The organism is Nocardia sp. FDAARGOS_372, from assembly GCF_002554515.1.
GTDB classification, from domain to species: domain Bacteria; phylum Actinomycetota; class Actinomycetes; order Mycobacteriales; family Mycobacteriaceae; genus Nocardia; species Nocardia farcinica.
Genome location: NZ_PDDW01000001.1, coordinates 5,730,236 through 5,750,809, shown reverse-complemented (window position 1 = coordinate 5,750,809; position 20,574 = coordinate 5,730,236). Strand labels below are relative to the sequence as shown.

Genomic DNA, 20,574 nt, shown 5'->3' with positions numbered 1-20,574 from the left:
GGGTCCGGAGCTCAGCCGGGGCGGCCGGCCCCCAGCGGCATGCCCGCGTCGAGGAATTCCATCACCCGGCCGAGGTTTTCGGCGTTGACCGGGGACCGGAGCGAGACGGCGATACCCGCTCCGGCGATCGCCCCCGCGGCCGCGCGGACGTCGAAGTCGTCGGGCGAGCGCTCCAGGTATTCGGCCAGCAGGCCGGCGATCATCTCGATGCCCCGCTCGAGTTCCCGGCCGATCGCGGCCCGCAGTTCCGGCACGTGATACAGCAGCGCCTGGCGCTCCTGCTCGAACGCGAGTTCCTCGGGCGTCAGCGTCGCGAAGGCGGCACTCATCGCGTTGCGAAAGGCGAGGAAGGGCGACAGTCCACGCGGCTGGGCGCGGATCTCGGCGATCATGACCGGGTCGAGATCATCGGCGACGACCAGGTGTTCCTTGGACGGGAAGTACCGGAAGAAGGTGCTCGGCGAGACCTCCGCCGCGGCCGCGATCTGCTCGACGGTCGTCTCGCTGTACCCCTGCTCGCGGAACAACCGGAACGCCGCGGTCCGCAGGGCGCGCCGGGTCCGTTCCTTCTTGCGTTCCCGGAGGCCTGGTGCGGGCGCGGCGTCCGATGGTTCAACCGACATGCGTCGATTCTGACGCATCAACGGGTGCGTCGGCCCGCCGCGGCAGCGCGGCGAGCGCGAGTACCACCCCGGCCGCCGCCACCGCCGCGCACACCCAGAGCATGAGCGCCATCCCGCCGGTGAACGCCGACTGCACCTGCGCCAGCGCGGCGGTGTCGCCGGTGGCTTTCGCCGTCGCGACCCCGGCACTGACCCCGGCGTCGTAGGGGGCGGTGTTCAGCGCGCCGAGTTCGCTGCGGTACCGCGTGGCCAGCGCCGCGCCCAGGGCCGCGACGCCGAGGGTGCCCGCGGCCTGGCGCACCGCCTGCAGCAACGCGGTGCCGACGCCGGCGTGGTCCAGGTCGAGATCGTCGAGCGCCATCGACATCGCGACCGGCAGGCCGGCGCCCATGCCCGCACCGACGAGCGCGATCCAGCAGGCGGTGAACCAGTACGGGCTGTCGACGCCGGTGAGCGCACCCCAGCCGAGGCCGAGCGCCAGCACCACCATCGCGCCGGTCAGCACCGCGCGCGCGCCGGCTTTCGGCAACAGCCGCTCCCCCACCCTGGCGCCGACGATCAGTCCGCCGATCATCGGCAGCAACCGCAGTCCGCTACCGAGCGCGTCGGTGCCGAGCACCTCCTGGAAGTACTGCGGGACCGTGAAGAACAACCCGAACAGCGCGAAGCTGATCAGCACGGCGAACACCGCGCCCCACCGGAAGCCGGGCGCCCGGAACAGGCCCGGGTCGATGAGCGGATGCGTAGCGCGCCGCTGCCAGGCGACGAGCGCGGCACCGGCGACCAGACCGGCGGCGACGCAGGCCAGGGCGAGCGGGTCGCCCCACCCCTGCTCACCGCAGCGGATCAGTCCGTAGGTCAGCGCCAGCATGCCCGTGGTCGACAGTCCCATTCCCGGCAGATCCAGCGGTCGCCGGGCGTGGTCGCGGGATTCGGGCACCAGCGCGGCCACCGCGATCGCGGCCACCACGACCATCGGCACGTTGATGAGGAACACCGACCCCCACCAGAAGTTGTCGATCAGCCATCCGCCGAGCACCGGGCCCAGCGGCAGGCCGAGCCCCATCGCGGTGACCCAGATCGACAACGCGCGGGCGCGTTCTCCGGGCTCGGGGAACAACACCGGCAGCACCGCCATCGACAGCGGGATCATCGCCGCCGCGGCCGCGCCGAGCACCACCCGGGCGGCGATCAGCTGCCCCGAGGATGTCGCGAAAGCACACGCGGCGGAGGCCGATCCGAAGACGACCAACGCCGCCAGGAGCAGCCGTTTGCGGCCGTAACGGTCGCCCAGCGCGCCGGCGGGCAGCATCAGCGCGGCCAGCGCCAGGGTGTAGGCGGTACTGAACCACTGCAGGGCGCCGACGTCGGCGTGCAGATCCATGGCGAGCGTGGGCAGCGCGACGGTGAGCACCGTCATGTCGAGCCCGATGGTCAGCGTCGCCACGGACAGGGCGCCCAGGGCGAGCAGACGGGAAGCGGAGTCGGTTCGCACGAATCCTCCGAAAATGGAAGTTTATGGATTTTGATAGTAACTCTCATTTCGGAGCTTCTGTCAATATCTGCCGGGCAACACCGGCCGCCGCCCGCGCGGCTGGACTCGGAGCGCCCGATAGGCTCGCTGTCGATGACTGCTCGCCTCTCCGTCCCCCTGCGCAGGCTGACGGCGGCGCTCACCGTCGCGGCCGCACTCGGCGCGGCGGTCGCGATCCCCGCCGCGGCCGCGCCCACCGCGCCGACGCCACCCACCACGACGGCGCCGTTCACCACCCCCGAGACCGACACCTGCCCGCAGAAGAACGTCCCGCCGCCCGCGGTGGACACCTCCGAGGTGCCCGCCCCCGGTGAGCCGGCGCCCACCCCGCTGCCGGTGCCGGTGCCGCCGATCGGGGGTGCGCGGATGGGCGAATGCGGTGTGGTGGTGCCCGACGACGCGCCGCCACTGCCCCGCGACATCTCCGCGACCGCGTGGATGATCTCCGACCTGGACACCGGCGAGGTGCTGGCGGCCAAGGATCCGCACGGCCGGTACCGTCCCGCCAGCACCATCAAAGTGCTGCTGGCCATCGTGGCGCTGCGCACACTCGACCTGGACCGGGTGGTCACCGGCACCCAGGCCGACGCCGACGTCGACGGCACCCGCGTCGGCATCGGCCCCGGCGGCCGCTACACCAACCGGCAGCTGATGCAAGCGCTGATCATGGCCTCGGGCAACGACGCCGCACACGCCATCGCCGCGCAACTCGGCGGCGACAAGGCCACCGTCGCGCGGATGAACGAGGTCGCGAAGTCGTTGTCGGCCTTCGACACCCGCGCCGCCACGCCCTCCGGACTGGACGGACCGGGCATGACCACCTCGGCCTACGACCTCTCCCTGCTGTTCCGCGAGGCGATGACGATCCCGCTGTTCGCCGAACTCATCCGCACCGAGCAGATCGATTTCCCCGGCTATCCGAAGAACCCGCTGATCCCCGACGACACCGACCACCCCGGCTTCCCGATCGGCAACGACAACCAGCTGCTCTACAACTACGCGGGCGCCCTCGGCGGCAAGACCGGCTTCACCGACGACGCCCGCCAGACTTTCGTCGCCGCCGCCGAGCGCGACGGCCGCCGCCTGGTGGTGACCCTGCTCAAGGCCGACGTGCTGCCGATCCGTCCGTGGGAGCAGGCCGCCCGGCTGCTCGACTACGGCTTCGCGCTGCCCGCGGGTGCTTCGGTGGGGTCGTTGCCCGGCGCGGCGACCGACGCCACCGACACCGAGCAGAACGTGGTACTGGCCGCGCCGCCGCCGGGCGACGACGAGACGGCCACCGCCGCACAACCCGAACGCAGGCACGCGGGCGCCCGCACGCTGCTGATCGTCGGCGGTCTCGTAGCGATCGCCGTGCTGCTGCTCGGCGCGCGCCGGGTCAGCCGCCCCCGCCGCTGACACCGCCCGCGCGGGGGAATCGTTCGGGTGCGTGCCGGTGCCCGCCCCTCGCCGGGCACCGGCCTGTCCCGTGACCGGCCGCACGCAGCCCTCGTCCCGCCGGTCCCCGCGATCCCCGATCGGGATATCGCGTCATGAGATTGGACGCCGCAGCCCGCCGGTCGGTTCCACGAATTCGGGCGCAGGCTTCGGCACCGGGACCGTTACGACTTCACTTGCGCCGGAACATCGTCAACGCCAGCGCCGCCAGCGCGCCCGCTCCGAACGCGGCCGCACCCGCCCCGCCGGACACCCCGCGATCGACCACGCGCGGCCGGATGACCGCCGGTGCGGGCGTGGGAACCTCGGCGTCCTTCCGGTTCTCCTCGGCGGTCGCGGCCCAGGCCGTGGCGAACAGGATGATCCGGTAGGTGACGTAGCTGAACACCATCAGGCCGATGATCGACCCGAAGGTCGCCCCCGCGGGGCTGCGCAGCACCGTGCGCAGGTAGATCGAGGCGACGAACTTGAAGACCTCGAAGATCAGTGCCGCCAGCAGCGCGGCCTTGGCGGCGCTGGCCAGGGTGACCGGCTCGCGCGGCAGCCGCGCGATGATCCAGGCGAACACCGCCCAGCTGGCCACCAGCGCCAGCAGGATCGACACCGCGGTCAGCAGCAGCCGCGCACCGGGCACCCCGCCGAGGCCGAGGCCGTCGAGCACGCGCTCCCCCAGATCGCTCGAACCCACCGCCGACAGACCGAGCGACAGCACCAGGGCGACACCGAGGCCGAGCAGCGCGCCGAGATCGGAGAGCTTGGTGAGGAACCAGTTGCCGTCCTCGTGCTTGCCCTCCCATTGCTCGGTGAGCGCCGCGCGCAGGTTCGCCATCCACCCGAGCCCCGTCCACAGGCCGGTGATCAGGCCGAGGACACCGACCGTGCCGCGGGATTCGACCGCCTGGTCCACCAGATCGTTGACCTGCGTGCCGAATTCGCCGGGAATGTTCTCGACGATCTTGTTCTGGAGCTCGGTGAACAGGTCCTGGTTGCCCGCCAGCACGAAGCCCGCGATCGCGAATGCGACCATCAGCAGCGGGAACAGCGACAGCACCGTGAAATAGGTGATGCCCGCGGCGAAGTAGTCGCCGCGCTGCCGCTGGTACTGCCCACCGGCGCGGATCAGGTGATCCAGCCACGGTCGCGCTTGCACGCGACGTTCGATACCGGCCTTGACGTTGTCGATCACCTGCACCTGTACACCCCTTCGACGCCTACCCTCGCAAGCGTCGTACCCGGGCTAGCGTGCCAGGAAACCCACTCGGTCGTAGACCTGTGCGAGAGTGTTGCCGGCGATCTCGCGCGCGCGCTCGGCTCCGGCGGCGAGGATGCGATCGAGTTCGCCCTGATCCGCCAGATACTCTCGCACCTGCGCCTGCAACGGCGTGACGAACTCCACCAGCGCGTCGGCGACGTCGGATTTCAGGTCGCCGTAACCCTTGCCGTCGTAATCGCGCTCGAGCGTGTCGAGCGAGGTTCCGGTCAGTGCGCCGAGGATCACCAGCAGGTTGCTGACACCGGGTTTGGTGTCCGGGTCGTAGCGGATCTCGCGGCCGGTGTCGGTGACCGCCGAGCGGATCTTCTTGGCGCTCACCTTCGGATCGTCGAGCAGGTTGATCAGACCGGCGTCCGAGGCCGCCGACTTGCTCATCTTCGAGGTCGGATCCTGCAGGTCGTAGATCTTGGCGGTGCCCTTGACGATGTGCGCCTCGGGCACCACGAAGGTCTTCTTGAAGCGGGTGTTGAACCGCTGGGCGAGGTTACGGGTGAGCTCGAGATGCTGGCGCTGGTCCTCGCCGACCGGCACCTGATGCGGGCGGTAGAGCAGGATGTCGGCGGCCATCAGCACCGGGTAGGTGAACAGGCCAACGGTGGCGTTGTCCGCGCCGTGACGGGCCGATTTGTCCTTGAACTGGGTCATCCGGCTCGCCTCGCCGAAACCGGTGATGCAGCTGAGCACCCAGGCCAGTTCGGCGTGCTGGGGCACCTGGCTCTGCACGAACAGCGTCGAGCGCTTCGGGTCGATGCCGATGGCCAGCAGCTGGGCCGCGGCCGCCCTGGTCCGGGCGCGCAGCTGCTTGGGCTCCTGCGCGACGGTGATCGCGTGCATGTCCGGGATGAAGTACAGCGCGTCGTAGTCGTCCTGCATCCCTACCCAGTACTGCAGCGCACCGAGGTAGTTGCCGAGGTGGAACGAATTGCTGGTCGGCTGGATCCCGGACAGCACACGCTGCTTGCGCTCCGCGGCCGGGGCTGATGCAGGACTGGACATACCCCCGATCTTTCCATGCCGCTCAAGCGGAATTCCGCTCCGCCCACGAGCGCGGATCGACACCGGGCATACTCGGCTTTCCGGAGCGTTGCAGGTCCTGCTCGCGGCGCGAGGCCACCTGGTAGAGCGGCGCGCTCGGACCGCGCAGGGTGTTCGCCAGCAGGCGCGGGCCCACCGGCGGGGCCAGATGGGCGGCCCGCACCCCGGCCGCGAGCAGCCGGAACCGGCGTTCCTGCGCCCACCCCCAGTCGAGGCCGTACAACCGCCGCACCGGCTCGGGCAGGCTGCCCTGCACGAGCAGGTAGTACCCGCCGGTGACCTGCTGGGCGGGCACCGGCAGCGGGTAGGGCACCCGTTGCCCCATCAGGTACGAGCCCACCATCCGCGCCTCCGGCGTGAGATGCGGCTGGTTCGAGGCCAGGTAGCCGTCGTAGCGCGCCCGGAAACCGGCGTAGCTGTCGGGGGCGGCCGAGCGCGGCATCCCGAACAGCTCGCCCCAGCGCACGTAGTCGTGGTAGAGCGCCTCCCGTTCACCGTCGGTCAGCCTGCGGACCAGCAGGTCGTGCATGACCTCCGCGGAGTCGAAGGTGAACGCCATGGTCCAGAACATCAGGTCCGGGTCGAGCGCGGAGTAGTGCGTGCCCGCCGGGTGCGGGCCCGCGTCCTCCGGCAGCGCGCCGCTGACCCGGACGTGGCGTTTACCGGTGTAGGACAGCGCCCGGTCGGCCTCGTCCTTGCTGCCCAGGAACACCGCCTCGAACAGCTTGCCGGTGATCGCGAGCCGGGTGTAGGGCGTGCTCCGGTGGTGGGTGCTCTCCGCGGTGCCCACATACAGCAGCGGGTGCACCGCGCCGATCACCAGCGCCCGCAGTCCGTAGGTGATGCCCACCGCGCGTTTGCGCATCACCCGCCGGATCATCGAGTGCTCGGCGAAGTATCCGGGCTCGGACATGGCGGCCTCCTCATCGAGTCATCTGGCAACAGAATCCACCAGATTGCCCATTCTGGCAAGACACTCTGCCAAAAACCTCAGAACGGTCGGCGTGCCAGAATCGGACGGGTGACTGCGCAGCGGACCTACGGCGGCGTCTCCGCCGAGGAGCGCAGGGCGCAGCGGCGCACCGCGCTGCTGAACGCCGCGCTCGAGATCGTCGGCACCGAGGGCACGGCCAAACTGACCGTGTCCGGGCTCTGTGCGCGCGCCGGTCTCAACGAGCGCTACTACTACGAGAACTTCGACAGCCGCGAGGCCGTGCTGGCCGCCCTGTTCGACCAGATCGCCGAGGAACTGGCGCTGGCCATCCTCGCGGCACTGCGCGAGGCGCCGGACGAGACGCGCGCCAAGGCGCACGCCGCCATCGCCGCGGGTATCCACCTGCTCACCGACGACCCGCGCAAGGCACGCGCGGCACTGATCGCGGGCATGTCGACGCCGGAGCTGCGGGCGCGCGGCAACCAGACCGTCCGCGCGTTCGCGCGCATGGTCGCCGCGCAGGGCGTCGGCTTCTACGGCCGCGGCGAGCCGGTGTCCGACGCGGTGATCGATTTCCGCGCGACCTACCTGGTCGGCGGCCTGGTCCACACGCTGACCTCGTGGTTGCAGGGCGAGATCGCGCTCGACCGGGACGAACTCGTCGAGCACACCACCGACGTGTTCGTGCTGCTCGGCGAGGATCTGGCGGGCCGGCTGCCCAAGCCCTAGTCGAGTTCCAGCTCCACCGCGGTGGTGTCCGGATCGCCCTGCAACACCACCCGGAAGCTGACGTCGCGGCGGCGCCAGTAGTCGGCGCAGTCGCGCATGGCCTCGTCGAACCAATCCCGTTCGGCGGGCTGCTCGGCCAGCAGGTCGGCCGCGTCGCGCACCACCGCGACATACCCGGCGGCCTCACCCACGAAATCGTCGAGATCACGTAGGCATTCGTCGAAAGCGTTCTTGTTCTGCCCGAAGTAGTAGGGGAACTGGAAGGCCGCCGCCCACTCGTCGAACACGCCCGCGACCGTCCGCATCCGCGTCCCGCGCAACTCGCGCACCGCGTAACCGGCGGGCGCGCGATAGCGCACCTCGGTCAGTTCCGGCGCGCTCACTGCCAGCGCGCCGAACACCGGTTCCGCGGCGGCGGCGATCGGCTCGGGGGTAGCGGATTCCGGCCGGGCTTCGGTGGGGCGGGCCAGGAATCGCGACAGCGGAACAGGCATCAGCGCATCCTCGTGAAGGTCTGGTAGTGGTCGCCGGTGTACCAGGCCGAACCGTCGCTGCCGGTGACGATGCGTTCAGCGTCCCGGGTCCGGTTGCGTTGCTTGGGATTGACGTCCCACTCCTGGTAGGTGATCGGCCTGCCCGCCGCATCGGCGCGCGGCAGATCACCGTCGCGGTTCATCCACCGCTCCCCACCCTTGGTGCCCGGCGCGTTCGCCGAATCCGGCCAGCGGCCCGCATCGATCTCGGCGAGCGTGGTGTAGGCCCGCTCGGGCACGCCCGCCACCCGCGTCGGCGAGGTGACCGGAGCCGCGGGCTTGCCGGTCGAGCTCGCACCCGCCGCGGGCGTCGCGGTGGCCGAGATCGCGCTCGGCGCGGTGTCCGAGCCGCGGGTGGTGAGGACGGAGATCAGCACCACCACCGCCAGGGCTCCCAAGGCCCCCACCAGTCGAAGCACCTTCGGAGACATCGTGGACGGCCCTCCCTCAGCGATACTGGACGGTGACGGGTGCGTGGTCGGACCAGCGCTGGTCGTAGGACGGGGCGCGCTCGACCACGGCCTGTTTGGCGCGGCCGGCCAGTTCGCCGCGGGCGAGGTGGTAGTCGATGCGCCAGCCGGAGTCGTTGTCGAAGGCACGGCCGCGGTAGGACCACCAGCTGTAGGGGCCGTCGACGTCGGGGTGCAGGGCGCGGACGACGTCGACGTAGCCCGCGGCGAGCAGTTCGTCGATCCAGGCGCGTTCCTCGGGGAGGAATCCGGCGGACTTGCGATTGCCCTTCCAGTTCTTGAGGTCCCGTTCGGTGTGGGCGATGTTCCAGTCGCCGCACACCACGAAATCGCCGGTGCGGGCCTTCAGGTACGCGCCGAATTCCGTCATGAAGCGGTACTTCTCGTCCTGCCGTGGCGTACCCGCATCACCGGAGTGCACGTAGACGCTGGCCACGGTCACATCCCCGAAATCGGCTTCGAGATAGCGGCCCGAGCCGTCGAACTCGCTGCTGCCGAACCCGATTCGCACCGCGTCCGGTGCCCGCCGCGACAGGATCCCGACCCCGGCGCGCCCCTTCGCGCCGGGCTCGGCGTGGGCCAGCTGCCATCCGTCCGCGAGCGCGGGCGCCAGCGCGGCCGCGGTCTGCTCGTCGGTGGCGCGGGTCTCCTGTAGGCAGACGATGTCGGCCTCGGTGGCGGCCAGCCACGCGAGCATCCCCTTGCCCGCAGCGGCCCTGACCCCGTTGACGTTGATCGTTGCGACGATGTTCGGCACCGTCCGACCGTACAATGCTGGTCAGATGTACCTGCCCCGGACTCCGCCGTCCAGGAAGGGGTGCTGACGATGACGTCCGACACCTCCCCGTCCCCCGCCTCCCCCGCCGCGCGTGCGAGCGCCGCCACGGGCGCGAAGCCGGCCCGCAAGAAGCCCGTGGAGCGGCCCGCCGCGATGGCGGCGCTGCACATCGGTTCGGGTGATCCGCTGCTGTTGCTGCACGGCTTCCTGCTCTCGCCGCACTGCTGGGAGCAGACCGCGACGCTGATGGCCGCGCACTGCGAGGTGTTCGCCCCCGCCCTGGCGGGGCACTGGGGTGGGCCGGACGCGCCGGGACGCACCATCGACATCGCCGCGCTGGCCGACGCGGTGGAGCGGCAACTCGACGAGATGGGTTGGCGCACCTGCCATATCGCGGGCAATTCACTCGGCGCGTGGGTCGGGGTGGAGCTGGCCCGGCGCGGGCGGGCCCGCACCCTGACGCTCATCGCACCGGCGGGCGGCTGGAATGTGCCCTCGCTCACCCAGTTCCGGGTCGCGCTGAAATTCCTGTCGCTGGTGCCGGTGACTCGCCTGGGTGCGCGGATGGCCGATTTCGCCGCGCGCAACCCGGTGGTGCGGCGGCTGGCGTTGTTCCCGGTGGTCAAGAATCCCACCGCGGTGGCGCGCCGCGACGCCGTCGCCACCGTCACCGCGGCGGTGAACTGCCGGGCGATGGTGCCGCTGATCCTGGGCAGCCTGCGCGCGCCCGCGCTGGCCGACCTGTCGGATCTGGCCACGCCGGTGCGGCTGCTGCTGTCGGAGTACGACCGGGTGATCCCCAACCGCGTCTACGCGCGACGGTTCCTGAAGGAGCTGCCCGACTCGGCCGACCGCATCCTGGTCAACCGGGTCGGCCACGTGCCGATGCTGGAAGCACCCGACCGGATCGCCACCCTCATCGCCGAACACGTCTACGCCAGCCGCACCCGCTTGCGCGCCGTCTGAGCGGGTCAGCGGCCGGAGGCGGCAGCGGAGCATCACCACGCAGGCCGCCCCGCTCAGGCGAATCCAACACAGCCTGAGCGGGTCAGCGGCCGGAGGCGGCAGCGCAGCGTCACCACGCAGGCCGCCCCGCTCAGGCGAATCCAACACAGCCTGAGCGGGTCAGCGGCCGGAGGCGGCAGCGCAGCATCACCACGCAGGCCGCCGCAGTGCCGGACTTCAGGATTCGTCGTCCTCGCCCCGGGCGCGGCGTTCGTAGGCGGCGCGGGCCTGCTGGTCCACCTCGCTGAGGAAGACCTCCTTCATGCCGAGCTTGTCGCCGAGGAAGTCGAGCACCTTTTCCGGCACGTAGTACTGGAGGTTGGCCAGCCTGCCGGCGAGCTTGGTCACCGCGACGCGACGGCGCGGGGTGGTGATCAGGGCCGCGACGGCCGCGGCGATCTCCTCCGGCTCGGCGTTGCGCATGCCCTTCGCGCCCGCCGTGCCCGCGACCAGTTCGGTGTTGGTGAAGGTCGGTGTCACGGCGGAGAATTCGATGCCGCGGTCACGGTACTCCAGGCGCAGGGTGTCGGTGAGGGCGAGCACGGCGGCCTTGCTGGCGCAGTAGGTGGCCAGGCCGGGGGTGGCGACGACACCGGCGAGGGAGGCGATGTTGATGACGTGCCCGCGGCCGCGTTCGAGCATCCGCCGGGTGGCCAGCTTGCTGCCCAGGACGACACCGTAGACGTTGATGTCGAGGATCCGGCGGCTGACGCGGTCGGGCTCGTCGGCGAAGTGGCCGGTCGGCATGATGCCCGCGTTGTTCACCAGCACGTCGATCGGGCCGAGGGTGCGCTCGACCTGGTCGAGGAAGGCCTCGAAGCTGTCCGGATCGGTGACGTCGAGCGCGCCGTAGACGTCCAGGCCCAGTTCGGCGCCGGATTCCTTCACCTTGGCCTCGTCGACGTCGCCGATGGCGACCTGCGCGCCCAGATCGCGCAGCGTGCGCGCGGTGGCGTACCCGATACCCCGCGCGCCGCCGGTGATGACGACGACCTTGCCCGCTATCCGTGCGGCTGAACTCATCTGTGTGCCTTTCTCGACGGATCGCCGCGAACCGACGGGGCCTCAGCGGCCGAGCAGCCCCTTGGCGATGTGGGTCACCTGGATCTCGTTGCTGCCCGCGTAGATCATCAGCGATTTCGCGTCGCGGGCGAGCTGCTCGACGCGGTATTCGCTCATGTAGCCGTTGCCGCCGAACAGCTGCACCGCCTCCATCGCCACCTCGGTGGCGGTCTCCGAGCAGTACAGCTTCATGGCCGAGGCCTCGGCCAGCGACAGCGGCTTGCCCGCCCGGCCGCGCTCCAGCGTGCTGAACACCATGTTGCGCACGTTGATCCGCGCGATCTCCATCTTGGCCAGCTTGAGCTGCACCAGCTGGAACCGCCCGATCTCCTGACCCCACAGCCTGCGGTTCTTCGCGTATTCGACGCAGAGCCGGTGGCATTCCTCGATGATGCCCAGCGCCTGGAACGCCACCCCGACCCGCTCGGCGACGAAGTTGGTGCGCGCGGATTCGCGGCCGTCGCCGCCGCGGTGCTCCTCGGTCTCCCCGAGCAGACGATCGCGCCCGAGCCGCACGTTGTCGAAGAACAGTTCGCCGGTGGGAGACGCGTGCAGACCCATCTTCTTGAACGGTTTGCCCTGCGTGAGACCTTCCATGCCCTTGTCGAGGACGAAGGTCAGCACCTTGCGGTCGCGCTTGTCCACGCCGGCGTCGCCCTCGTCGAGCTTGGCGTAGACGACGATGACGTCGGCGTAGGGGCCGTTGGTGATGAAGGTTTTCTGGCCGTTGAGGAGGTAGTCCTCGCCGTCGCGGCGCACGTAGGTCTTCATGCCGCCGAAGGCGTCCGAGCCGGAGTCGGGTTCGGTGATCGCCCAGGCGGCGACCTTCTCCATCGTCACCAGTTCCGGCAGCCAGCGCTTCTTCTGCGCGAGGGTGCCGCGCGCCATGATGGTGGCCGCGCCGAGCCCGGTGCTCACGCCCATCGCGCTGACCAGGCCGAGACAGACGCCGGACAGTTCGCTGACCACCACGGCCATCATGGATTGCTGACCGAACGCACCGGACCCACCGCGCTCGGGCGCGTCACCGCCCTCGGTGCGGGCTTCCTCGGCGGCCAGCGACTTCTCCAGCGACTCGGTCGCGATGGCGGCGATGCCGAACTCCGCGAACATCTTTCGCAGGATCGGGTACGGCAGCATCTCGCCGCTGTCGAGGGCGTCGAGGTTGGGCCGGATCTCGCGGTCGATGAAACCGCGCACGGCGTCGCGCACCATCAGATCGGTCTCGGACCATTCGAACATCGTCGTTCACTCCCGTCGCTGCGCCGCTCGCCGAGTCCGGCGGATCGAGCTGCCACAAACGTACAGAGCTGTATGTAACGGCGCAACGGGTGGCGCGCGGCTCGCCGGTCAGGTGTCCGAGGCGCGCGCGGCGGCACGCAGCAGGGCGCAGGCGCGCCGCCAGCGCCGGTGCGCACGCTCGGTGTCGGTGTCACCGGAGCCGGCCAGCAGGATGCCGCGCAGGGTGTCCATCGCGGTGTAGACGAAGTCGCGCGCGCCCTTGCGGCGCATCTCGTCGGGCACGAACCGCTCCACGGCGGTGAGCACGGCGCCGTTGACGAAGGGCTCCACCTCCGCCATCGCGGCGGCGAGGACGGGTTCGGTGCGACCGGCCACCCACAGCTCCACGGTGGCCGTGAACAGCGGATCCTGGTGCAGCTCCCACAGGAAATCGAGGGCGGACGCCACCGGATCGGCGCCCGGCGCCAGGTCGGCCATCTCGCGCAGCACCGCCTGCACCCGGCGCTGGGCCAGGTGGTTGATCGCGGCGATCACCAGATCGTTCTTCGAGCCGAAGTGGTGCACCTGCGCGCCACGGGTGACCCCGGCGCGTTCGGCGATGCGCGGGGTCGTGGTGCCCGCGTAGCCGTACTCGACGAGGCATTCGATGGTGGCGTCGAGCAGCCGCGTGCGCATCTCGGTGCTGCGCTGCTCCTGGGTGCGCCGCGGCCGCCTGCCGGTCGTGGTCATCCGGCGATTCTACGGTTACATACAGAGCTGTATGTCAGTGCGTCCGATGTCGATGTGTCTGTGTCGGTGCGCCTGTCGGTCACTGCGCCGCCGGCGCGCCGCGGCGGGCGGCCCACACCGTCACGGTGAACAGCAGCACGCCCGTCACCGCCAGGCCCGCGCCGACCAACGCGGGCGCGGTGTAGCCGAAGCCCGCGGCGATCACCAGACCGCCCAGCCAGGCACCCGCCGCGTTGGCGATGTTGAGCGCGGCGTGGTTGAGGGCGGCGGCGAGGGTCTGCGCGTCGGCGGCCACGTCCATCAGGCGGGTCTGCAGGCCCGGCGCCAGCGCGGCGCCCGAGGCACCGACGAGGAACGCGCCGATCGCGGCGGTCACCGGGTGGTGCGCGGCGGCGGCGAAGGCCGCGAGCACGACCGCCATCGTCACCATCGCGACGAAGATCGAACGGTCCACGCCGCGATCGGCCAGCACGCCGCCGGCGACGTTGCCCGCCACCATGCCGAGGCCGAACAGCGCCAGCACCAACGGCACCGCGCCCGCGGCCATGCCCGCCACGTCGGTCAAGGTGGTCGCGATGTAGGTGTAGACAGCGAACATGCCGCCGAAGCCGATCGCGCCGACGGCGAGAGTGGCCAGCACCTGCGTCCTGCGCAGCGCGCCGAGTTCGGTGAGCGGGTTGGTGATCACCAACCCGGTGAGTTCGGGCACGAAGCGCAGCAGCGCCGCCACCGTCGCCGCGCCGATCAGCGCCACCACCACGAAGGCGTCGCGCCAGCCGAAGTGCTGGCCGAGCCAGGTGGCCGCGGGCACGCCGACGACGTTCGCGGCACTGAGGCCGAGCATCACCGCGGCGACCGCCTTCGCCCGCCGGCCGACCGGCGCGAGCGAGGCCGCGGCCAGCGAGGCGACGCCGAAGTACGCGCCGTGCGGCAGGCCGGCGACGAAGCGCGCCGCGACCAGGGTGTGGAAGGTCGGCGCGAGCACGGTGGCGAGATTGCCGAGGGTGAAGGCCACCATCAGGGCCACCAGCAGACGTTTGCGCGGTACCCGCGCGCACAGCGCGGCCAGCAGCGGCGCACCGACCACGACGCCGAGCGCGTAGGCCGACACCGCGTGCCCGGCGGTCGGCTCGGAGACGTGCATGGCCACGGCGATGTCGGGCAACAGGCCCATGGTGACGAATTCGGTGGTGCCGATGCCGAAACCACCGAGCGCCAGTGCCAGCATCGCGGGCACGTGCCACTCGGTGCGCGGGGAGTCGGAACGGACGGGGGCGATGGTCGCGGGACTCGTCACGTGTCCATGTAACCGACCGGCAACCGGCATCGCTTCCCGAGATCGCGTGAGTTACGCCACCGCGCCGTCCCGCGGCGGGGTCCCGGGCTCGCGGCGGGCGAAGGTGCGGCGGTAGTCCGCGGGCGTCACCCCGAGTGCCGTGGTGAAGTGCCTGCGCAGGTTGGTGGCGGTGCCGAGCCCGGCCATCCGGGCGACGGCCTCGACGGTCAGGTCGGTCGACTCGAGCAAGCTTCTGGCATAGGCCAGGCGCTGGTTCAGCAGCCACTGCTTGGGTGTGACCCCGCCGGCCCGTTGCAGGCGCCGGTGGAAGGTGCGGGTGCTCATGTTCGCGCGGGCGGCGAGCAGGTCGACGGTGAGCGGCTGGTCCAGGTGCGCGGCCGCCCATTGCAGTACCGGACCGAGGTCGTCACGCGGATCGGCGGGCACCGCGCGGTCGACGTACTGCGCCTGGCCGCCGGAGCGGTGCGGGGGAATCACCATGCGCCGGGCCAGCCGGTTCGCGACGGTCGCGCCGAGGTCGCGGCGCACCAGGTGTAGGCACAGGTCGAGGGCCGCGGTCATGCCCGCGCTGGTGAGCACGTCGCCGTCGTCGAGGTAGAGCACCGAGTCGTCGACCACGAGATCGGGGTGGCGGCGGGCCAGCAGGCCGGCGTGCTCCCAGTGCACCGTCACCCGCCGCCCGGTCAGGATGCCCGCCGCCGCCAACGCGAACACCCCGTCGCACAGCGCGACCAGCCGGGCGCCCCGGCGGTGCGCGGCCACCAGCGCGTCGAGCAGTTCCGCGGGTAGCGCGCGCTCGCCCGTGCGGCAGTGCGCGGCCACCGAGGGCACGATCACGGTATCGGCGGCCAGCAACTCGGCCAGACCGTGTTCGGGACGCAGGAAGGCGCCGAAGCCGATCGACTGTTCGCCCTGGTCCGGTGCGACCGCGCACACCCGCAGCGTGTACCAGGGGTCGGCCAGGTCCGGCTGGGGCGTCCCGAAGATCGCGGCCACCACGCCCAGCTCGTAGAGATCCCAGGGGTGCAGCGCACCCGGCGCGATCGCCATCGCGACGGTCCGTCCGGTCATGGCACCAGTGTGGCAGGAAACGTTCGGTTGTGGTCGGTTCTGCCACTCACCGCTGCGGTGCATCCGTCCGGAAACTGAATCCAGGGCGCCCACCCGACAACCCCGAAATCCACGGAGGAACCATGAGCAAGACACCCGTGACCGTGCTCGGCCTCGGCCGGATGGGCGCCGCCGTCGCCGAGATCCTGGTGCGCGCGGGCCACCCGACCACGGTGTGGAACCGCACCCCCGGCCGGGCCGCGCATCTCGACGCCCTCGGCGCCCGGCGCGCACCGGACCCGCGGACGGCGGTCGCGGCGGGACGGTTGATCATCACCGTGCTCGCCGACACCCCGGCCGCGACCGAACTGCTCACCCCGCTCGCCGACGCGCTGGCCGGACGCACGGTGCTCAACGTGGCCACCGGACGCCCCGACCAGGCCGCCGAACTCACCACCCGGCTGGGCGGCATCCCGGTGCTGGACGCCGGCATCTTCGGTGTCCCGCAGACCCTCGGCACCCCCGACACCCTGCTCGTCTACAGCGGGTCGCCCGCGGCGAACACCGAGTTCGGCGCGGTCGTCGCGCTGCTCGGCGACGCCCGCTACGTGGGATCCGACCCGGGCTCGGCGGCCAGGCACGACATGGCCGTGCTCGCCGGGATGTACGGGCTGTTCGGCGGGTTCTTCCAGGCCGTGGCGATGACGCGCGGCGAGCGGGCCGGCGCGGTCGGCTTCACCGAGACCTACCTCGCGCCCTGGCTGCGCGCGCTGCTGGACATGCTGCCCACCCTCGCCGCGGAGATCGACTCGGGCGAGTACCCGGTGAACTACTCCGACCTTGCGGTCAATCGCAGCGGCCTGGCCGACATCCGCGCGACCGCCCGGGCCGAGGGGGTGACCACCGACCTGCTCGACCCGCTGCAGCGGATCTTCGACGCCGAGGTCGCCGCGGGTCATGGCGCGGCCAGCTTCACCCGCGCGGTCGCGGCGCTGACCGCGGCGCCGGTGACCTCCTGACCCCGCAGACGGCTCGGGCACCCGTGCCACCGCGGCATGCGGTGGGCGGGTGCCCGTTCGATCCGGCACCGGGTCCGTGTGCCCGGCGCCGGGCGGGGTGGGTCCGACAGGCCCCGCCCCGTCGGCTGGGTCAGCGCAGCGCGCGGGCCAGGTTGGTGTCGAGCGCGCCGAGGAACTCCTCGGTGGTCAGGTAGCCCTGGTCGCCGCCGACGAGCAGCGCGAGGTCCTTGGTCATCTGGCCGCCCTCGACGGTCTTGATGACGACGTCCTCGAGGGTCTGCGCGAAACCGATCACCTCGGGGGTGTTGTCCAGCTTGCCGCGGTGCTCGAGGCCACGGGTCCAGGCGAAGATCGACGCGATCGGGTTGGTCGAGGTCGGCTTGCCCTGCTGGTGCTGGCGGTAGTGCCGGGTGACGGTGCCGTGCGCGGCCTCGGCCTCACAGGTCTTGCCGTCCGGGGTCAGCAGCACCGAGGTCATCAGGCCCAGCGAGCCGAAGCCCTGCGCGACGGTGTCGGACTGCACGTCGCCGTCGTAGTTCTTGCACGCCCAGACGTAGCCGCCCTCCCACTTCATCGAGGAGGCCACCATGTCGTCGATGAGGCGGTGCTCGTAGGTCAGGCCCGCGGCGTCGAACTGGCTCTTGAACTCGGTGTCGAAGATCTCCTGGAAGGTGTCCTTGAACATGCCGTCGTAGGCCTTCAGGATGGTGTTCTTCGTCGACATGTACACCGGGTAGTTCTGCTGCAGGCCGTAGTTGAACGAGGCCCGCGCGAAATCCTCGATGGACTTCTTGAAGTTGTACATGCCCATCACGACGCCGCCGTCCTCGGGCATCTTCACGACCTCGTGCACGATCGGCTCGCTGCCGTCGTCGGGGGTGAAGGTGAGGGTCACGGTGCCGCCCTGGAACACCTTGAAGTCGGTGGCGCGGTACTGGTCGCCGAAGGCGTGGCGGCCGATGATGATCGGCTTGGTCCAGCCCGGCACCAGGCGCGGGATGTTGGAGATGATGATCGGGGCGCGGAAGATCGTGCCGCCGAGGATGTTGCGGATGGTGCCGTTGGGCGAGCGCCACATCTTCTTCAGGCCGAATTCCTTGACGCGCGCCTCGTCCGGGGTGATGGTGGCGCACTTCACACCGACGCCGTGGCGCTTGATCGCCTCGGCCGCGTCGACGGTGACCTGGTCGTCTGTCTTGTCGCGGTATTCGATGCCCAGGTCGTAGTACTCGAGGTTCACGTCGAGGTACGGGTGGATCAGCTTGTCCTTGATGAACTGCCAGATGATCCTGGTCATCTCATCACCATCGAGTTCGACGACGGTGCCTTCAACCTTGATCTTGGACATGGATCTTCGTGTCCTCCTAGGATGTGTGCCCTCATTGCACGGCCAGGCGAACACGCTTGTGAGCGGACCCCAGCTGTTCAACAGACAACGTATATGCCCCGCATTGTCCGCGGGACACGTGGTGCAAACAAGACGAGCGTACTGCTGCCGCCGTCCGCACCGTGCGGGGAGGGGGCCCTGTGCGGGCGATGTGACGGTTACCGGCCAGTAAGCTCGGAGTGATCTCGAGCACCTCACCCATGATGACACCGGGGGCCGGATTTCGGCCATCGCGGCCCGCCCGGTTACCATGGCGGTCAGGTCATGAGCGCCAGCGTCAAGCCCCGGCTCGCTGGCCGGCAACCCTCCAGCTGCGGTGGGGTGCTCCGGGTGATGACCGGGCTCCCGAAGGTCGGGGGCAAGCGCGCTCGCAGGAGGTTTTCCCGACATGATCGAGTGGTCCGCGTGACCGTGAGCACCGATCAGAGCCCCTGCCCCTCGGCCACCGGGGCGGAACTGCTGCCGCCGCCGGACGGCACCCTGGCCATCGTGCCCGTCGGCGACATCCGGCTGGAGAGCGGCGCCGTCATCCCCGACGTCCACCTCGGCGTGCAGCGCTGGGGCGAGCTCTCCCCCGGCCTGGACAACGTCGTGCTCGTCGAGCACGCCCTCACCGGCGACTCCCACGTCGTCGGCCCGGCCGACGACGTGCACCAGCTGCCCGGCTGGTGGAACGGCATGGTCGGGCCCGGCGCGCCGATGGACACCGACGAATGGTGCGTCATCGCCACCAACGTGCTCGGCGGCTGCAAGGGCAGCACCGGCCCCGGTTCCACCGCACCCGACGGCAAGCCGTGGGGCTCGCGCTTCCCGGCGATCTCGATCCGCGATCAGGTGACCGCCGAGGCCGCGCTGTTCGACCGGATCGGCATCCACCGGCTGGCCGCCGTGGTCGGCGGCTCGATGGGCGGCATGCGGGTGCTCGAATGGATGGTCGGCGCTCCCGAGCGGGTCGCCGCCGCGCTGGTGCTGGCGGTCGGCGCGCGCGCCACCGCCGACCAGATCGGCACCCAGACCACCCAGATCGCCGCCATCACCGCCGACCCGGACTGGCAGGGCGGCGACTACCACGACACCGGCCGCGCACCCACCACCGGAATGGGCATCGCGCGCCGCATCGCGCACCTGACCTACCGCACCGAGGACGAACTCGACCACCGCTTCGCCAATCACGCCCAGGACGGCGAGGATCCGTTCGACGGCGGGCGCTGGGCGGTGCAGAGCTACCTCGAGCACCAGGCCGAGAAGCTGTGCAGGCGTTTCGATCCCGCCACCTATGTGCTGCTCACCGAGGCGATGAACCGGCACGACGTCGGGCGCGGGCGCGGCGGCGTCGCGGCCGCGCTGGCCGCCACCCCGGTGCCGTGCGTGGTCGGCGGCGTCGATTCCGACCGGCTCTACCCGCTGCACACCCAGCAGGAGCTGGCCGACCAGCTACCCGGTTGCGCGCGGCTCGAGGTCGTGCATTCCCGCGACGGACACGACGGGTTCCTCACCGAAACCGCCGCCATCGGCAAACTGCTGGTCGAGACGATGCGGCTGGCGCGCGCCCACCGCTGAATCAGCCCACGCCGAGCGTGTTGATGGTCACCGCCAGGAACACGATCGCCGAGCCGAGCAGCGTCAGCGCCGCCACGTCGAAGGGTTTGCTGCGCACCGCCAGCACCCCCACCCGAATGCTCGGCAGGCACAGCCGCAGCGCCGCCGCGAGCAACGCCGCCCCGCCGAAGATCAGCGCACCGCGCCGCCACCGGTCGGAGGCCACGAACACCACCGCGACCAGCACCACCAGCCCCACCAGCACCATCGGCAGATGAGTACGCAGGAACTGGCCCGCCCCGCCCCGCGGCTCGCCGGAACCCTCCACATCACTCACCCGCGCGATTCTTCCATGCGAAGGGGCACGGTCGCGGACCGGACCGCGGCGCCGCCGGGCGGTCGTGCGAAGCTTCTGCGTTGTGTTCCATTTGGTCTTCCATGAGCCGCGGATTCCGCCGAACACCGGTAATGCGATCCGGCTGGTGGCGGGGACGGGGTGTGCGCTGCATCTGATCGAGCCGTTGGGGTTCGACCTGTCGGAGGCGAAGCTGCGGCGGGCGGGGCTGGACTACCACGACCTGGCCAGTGTGACCGTGCACGAGAGCCTGGCGGCGGCGTGGGAGGCGTTGGCGCCGGAGCGGGTGTACGCCTTCACCACCCAGGGCAGCACGCGCTACACCGACATCGCCTACCGCCCGGGTGACGTGCTGCTGTTCGGCACCGAGCCCACCGGACTGCCCGCCGAGGTACTCGCCGACCCGCACATCACCGACCGCCTGCGCATCCCGATGCTGCCCGGCCGCCGCTCGATGAACCTCTCCAACGCCGCCGCCGTCACCGTCTACGAGGCCTGGCGCCAACAGGGCTTCCCCGGCGCGATCTGATCCCCGGATCCGCC

Annotated in this window: 21 protein-coding genes and 1 riboswitch; of the genes, 6 read left to right on the top strand and 15 right to left on the bottom strand. The window is 70.9% G+C overall.

Annotated features, from left to right (window positions below; translation table 11 throughout):
- Positions 1-11 precede the first annotated feature (11 nt).
- Both CRM89_RS26740 and CRM89_RS26735 read right to left on the bottom strand, forming a co-directional pair.
- Positions 12-623 (bottom strand): TetR family transcriptional regulator, encoded by a 612-nt coding sequence (locus CRM89_RS26740; RefSeq protein WP_060593052.1) that lies wholly within the window; start codon positions 621-623, stop codon positions 12-14.
- Positions 613-2,118 (bottom strand): MFS transporter, encoded by a 1,506-nt coding sequence (locus CRM89_RS26735; protein WP_098086598.1) that lies wholly within the window; start codon positions 2,116-2,118, stop codon positions 613-615. Before CRM89_RS26735 ends, CRM89_RS26740 begins: the two co-directional genes overlap by 11 nt.
- A gap of 132 nt (positions 2,119-2,250) precedes the next feature.
- Between CRM89_RS26735 and CRM89_RS26730 the strand changes: the two genes are divergently transcribed.
- Complete coding sequence (locus CRM89_RS26730; protein ID WP_098086597.1) at positions 2,251-3,555, top strand: D-alanyl-D-alanine carboxypeptidase family protein; 1,305 nt, start codon at positions 2,251-2,253, stop codon at positions 3,553-3,555.
- A gap of 211 nt (positions 3,556-3,766) precedes the next feature.
- Here CRM89_RS26730 and yhjD read toward each other — a convergent pair whose 3' ends face one another.
- Genes yhjD through CRM89_RS26715 form a run of 3 tightly spaced genes read right to left on the bottom strand, consistent with a single transcriptional unit; the run spans position 3,767 to position 6,815 of the window.
- The gene (gene yhjD / locus CRM89_RS26725; protein ID WP_060593055.1) at positions 3,767-4,786 is read right to left on the bottom strand and encodes an inner membrane protein YhjD; all 1,020 of its coding nucleotides are present in this window, start codon (positions 4,784-4,786) and stop codon (positions 3,767-3,769) included.
- Positions 4,787-4,831: 45 nt separating this feature from the next.
- Entirely contained in the window at positions 4,832-5,863 is a 1,032-nt protein-coding gene (trpS, locus tag CRM89_RS26720) for a tryptophan--tRNA ligase (RefSeq protein WP_011207466.1), read from the bottom strand.
- A gap of 22 nt (positions 5,864-5,885) precedes the next feature.
- A complete protein-coding gene (locus CRM89_RS26715; protein WP_060593056.1) occupies positions 5,886-6,815 on the bottom strand; it encodes an oxygenase MpaB family protein in 930 nt (309 codons plus the stop codon).
- A 108-nt stretch (positions 6,816-6,923) separates the two neighbouring features.
- Between CRM89_RS26715 and CRM89_RS26710 the strand changes: the two genes are divergently transcribed.
- Complete coding sequence (locus CRM89_RS26710; protein ID WP_098086596.1) at positions 6,924-7,565, top strand: TetR/AcrR family transcriptional regulator; 642 nt, start codon at positions 6,924-6,926, stop codon at positions 7,563-7,565.
- Here the strand turns inward: CRM89_RS26710 and CRM89_RS26705 are convergent.
- Genes CRM89_RS26705 through CRM89_RS26695 form a run of 3 tightly spaced genes read right to left on the bottom strand, consistent with a single transcriptional unit; the run spans position 7,562 to position 9,325 of the window.
- Positions 7,562-8,059 (bottom strand): barstar family protein, encoded by a 498-nt coding sequence (locus CRM89_RS26705; protein ID WP_098086595.1) that lies wholly within the window; start codon positions 8,057-8,059, stop codon positions 7,562-7,564. The genes CRM89_RS26710 and CRM89_RS26705 overlap by 4 nt on opposite strands.
- Positions 8,059-8,529 carry a ribonuclease domain-containing protein gene (locus CRM89_RS26700; protein ID WP_098086594.1) on the bottom strand — a complete coding sequence of 157 codons (471 nt, stop codon included), beginning with the start codon at positions 8,527-8,529 and terminating at the stop codon, positions 8,059-8,061. The genes CRM89_RS26705 and CRM89_RS26700 overlap by 1 nt, the downstream gene beginning before the upstream one ends.
- Before the next feature lie 16 nt (positions 8,530-8,545).
- A complete protein-coding gene (locus tag CRM89_RS26695) occupies positions 8,546-9,325 on the bottom strand; it encodes an exodeoxyribonuclease III (protein WP_060593058.1) in 780 nt (259 codons plus the stop codon).
- Between the two features lie 69 nt (positions 9,326-9,394).
- On the opposite strand from CRM89_RS26695, the gene CRM89_RS26690 reads away from it, so the two are divergent.
- Positions 9,395-10,312 carry an alpha/beta fold hydrolase gene (locus tag CRM89_RS26690; protein WP_228788179.1) on the top strand — a complete coding sequence of 306 codons (918 nt, stop codon included), beginning with the start codon at positions 9,395-9,397 and terminating at the stop codon, positions 10,310-10,312.
- A 216-nt stretch (positions 10,313-10,528) separates the two neighbouring features.
- Here the strand turns inward: CRM89_RS26690 and CRM89_RS26685 are convergent, their stop codons facing one another.
- The 5 genes from CRM89_RS26685 to CRM89_RS26665 form a co-directional block, all read right to left on the bottom strand.
- Positions 10,529-11,374 carry an SDR family oxidoreductase gene (locus CRM89_RS26685; RefSeq protein ID WP_060593060.1) on the bottom strand — a complete coding sequence of 282 codons (846 nt, stop codon included), beginning with the start codon at positions 11,372-11,374 and terminating at the stop codon, positions 10,529-10,531.
- Between the two features lie 42 nt (positions 11,375-11,416).
- The gene (locus CRM89_RS26680) at positions 11,417-12,655 is read right to left on the bottom strand and encodes an acyl-CoA dehydrogenase family protein (RefSeq protein WP_098086593.1); all 1,239 of its coding nucleotides are present in this window, start codon (positions 12,653-12,655) and stop codon (positions 11,417-11,419) included.
- Between the two features lie 108 nt (positions 12,656-12,763).
- Positions 12,764-13,384 (bottom strand): TetR/AcrR family transcriptional regulator, encoded by a 621-nt coding sequence (locus tag CRM89_RS26675; protein ID WP_098086592.1) that lies wholly within the window; start codon positions 13,382-13,384, stop codon positions 12,764-12,766.
- Positions 13,385-13,463: 79 nt separating this feature from the next.
- Positions 13,464-14,681 carry an MFS transporter gene (locus tag CRM89_RS26670; protein WP_371392020.1) on the bottom strand — a complete coding sequence of 406 codons (1,218 nt, stop codon included), beginning with the start codon at positions 14,679-14,681 and terminating at the stop codon, positions 13,464-13,466.
- Between the two features lie 51 nt (positions 14,682-14,732).
- Entirely contained in the window at positions 14,733-15,752 is a 1,020-nt protein-coding gene (locus CRM89_RS26665; protein WP_011207455.1) for a helix-turn-helix domain-containing protein, read from the bottom strand.
- 29 nt (positions 15,753-15,781) lie between these two features.
- Between CRM89_RS26665 and CRM89_RS26660 the strand changes: the two genes are divergently transcribed.
- Entirely contained in the window at positions 15,782-16,750 is a 969-nt protein-coding gene (locus CRM89_RS26660) for an NAD(P)-binding domain-containing protein (RefSeq protein WP_324188830.1), read from the top strand.
- 130 nt (positions 16,751-16,880) lie between these two features.
- Here the strand turns inward: CRM89_RS26660 and CRM89_RS26655 are convergent, their stop codons facing one another.
- Entirely contained in the window at positions 16,881-18,098 is a 1,218-nt protein-coding gene (locus CRM89_RS26655) for an NADP-dependent isocitrate dehydrogenase (RefSeq protein ID WP_011207453.1), read from the bottom strand.
- Between the two features lie 299 nt (positions 18,099-18,397).
- Positions 18,398-18,508: riboswitch (SAM riboswitch) on the top strand.
- A gap of 34 nt (positions 18,509-18,542) precedes the next feature.
- On the opposite strand from CRM89_RS26655, the gene CRM89_RS26650 reads away from it, so the two are divergent.
- Complete coding sequence (locus CRM89_RS26650; protein WP_229434889.1) at positions 18,543-19,697, top strand: homoserine O-acetyltransferase; 1,155 nt, start codon at positions 18,543-18,545, stop codon at positions 19,695-19,697.
- Between the two features lies 1 nt (position 19,698).
- On the opposite strand, the gene CRM89_RS26645 is transcribed toward CRM89_RS26650, so the two are convergent.
- Positions 19,699-19,944 (bottom strand): DUF3017 domain-containing protein, encoded by a 246-nt coding sequence (locus CRM89_RS26645; protein ID WP_081433277.1) that lies wholly within the window; start codon positions 19,942-19,944, stop codon positions 19,699-19,701.
- A 151-nt stretch (positions 19,945-20,095) separates the two neighbouring features.
- On the opposite strand from CRM89_RS26645, the gene CRM89_RS26640 reads away from it, so the two are divergent.
- Positions 20,096-20,560, top strand: a complete 465-nt coding sequence (locus CRM89_RS26640; RefSeq protein WP_011207450.1) for a tRNA (cytidine(34)-2'-O)-methyltransferase — start codon at positions 20,096-20,098, stop codon at positions 20,558-20,560.
- Positions 20,561-20,574: the final 14 nt, after the last annotated feature.

Coding starts and splice junctions, on each gene's coding strand:
- CRM89_RS26685 (WP_060593060.1), bottom strand. CDS start 11,374: ATGAGTTCAGCCGCACGGATAGCGGGCAAGGTCGTCGTCATCACCGGC.
- CRM89_RS26730 (WP_098086597.1), top strand. CDS start 2,251: ATGACTGCTCGCCTCTCCGTCCCCCTGCGCAGGCTGACGGCGGCGCTC.
- CRM89_RS26675 (WP_098086592.1), bottom strand. CDS start 13,384: ATGACCACGACCGGCAGGCGGCCGCGGCGCACCCAGGAGCAGCGCAGC.
- CRM89_RS26645 (WP_081433277.1), bottom strand. CDS start 19,944: ATGGTGCTGGTGGGGCTGGTGGTGCTGGTCGCGGTGGTGTTCGTGGCC.
- trpS (WP_011207466.1), bottom strand. CDS start 5,863: ATGTCCAGTCCTGCATCAGCCCCGGCCGCGGAGCGCAAGCAGCGTGTG.
- CRM89_RS26700 (WP_098086594.1), bottom strand. CDS start 8,529: ATGTCTCCGAAGGTGCTTCGACTGGTGGGGGCCTTGGGAGCCCTGGCG.
- CRM89_RS26715 (WP_060593056.1), bottom strand. CDS start 6,815: ATGTCCGAGCCCGGATACTTCGCCGAGCACTCGATGATCCGGCGGGTG.
- CRM89_RS26740 (WP_060593052.1), bottom strand. CDS start 623: ATGTCGGTTGAACCATCGGACGCCGCGCCCGCACCAGGCCTCCGGGAA.
- CRM89_RS26705 (WP_098086595.1), bottom strand. CDS start 8,059: ATGCCTGTTCCGCTGTCGCGATTCCTGGCCCGCCCCACCGAAGCCCGG.
- CRM89_RS26655 (WP_011207453.1), bottom strand. CDS start 18,098: ATGTCCAAGATCAAGGTTGAAGGCACCGTCGTCGAACTCGATGGTGAT.
- CRM89_RS26690 (WP_228788179.1), top strand. CDS start 9,395: ATGACGTCCGACACCTCCCCGTCCCCCGCCTCCCCCGCCGCGCGTGCG.
- CRM89_RS26680 (WP_098086593.1), bottom strand. CDS start 12,655: ATGTTCGAATGGTCCGAGACCGATCTGATGGTGCGCGACGCCGTGCGC.
- CRM89_RS26665 (WP_011207455.1), bottom strand. CDS start 15,752: ATGACCGGACGGACCGTCGCGATGGCGATCGCGCCGGGTGCGCTGCAC.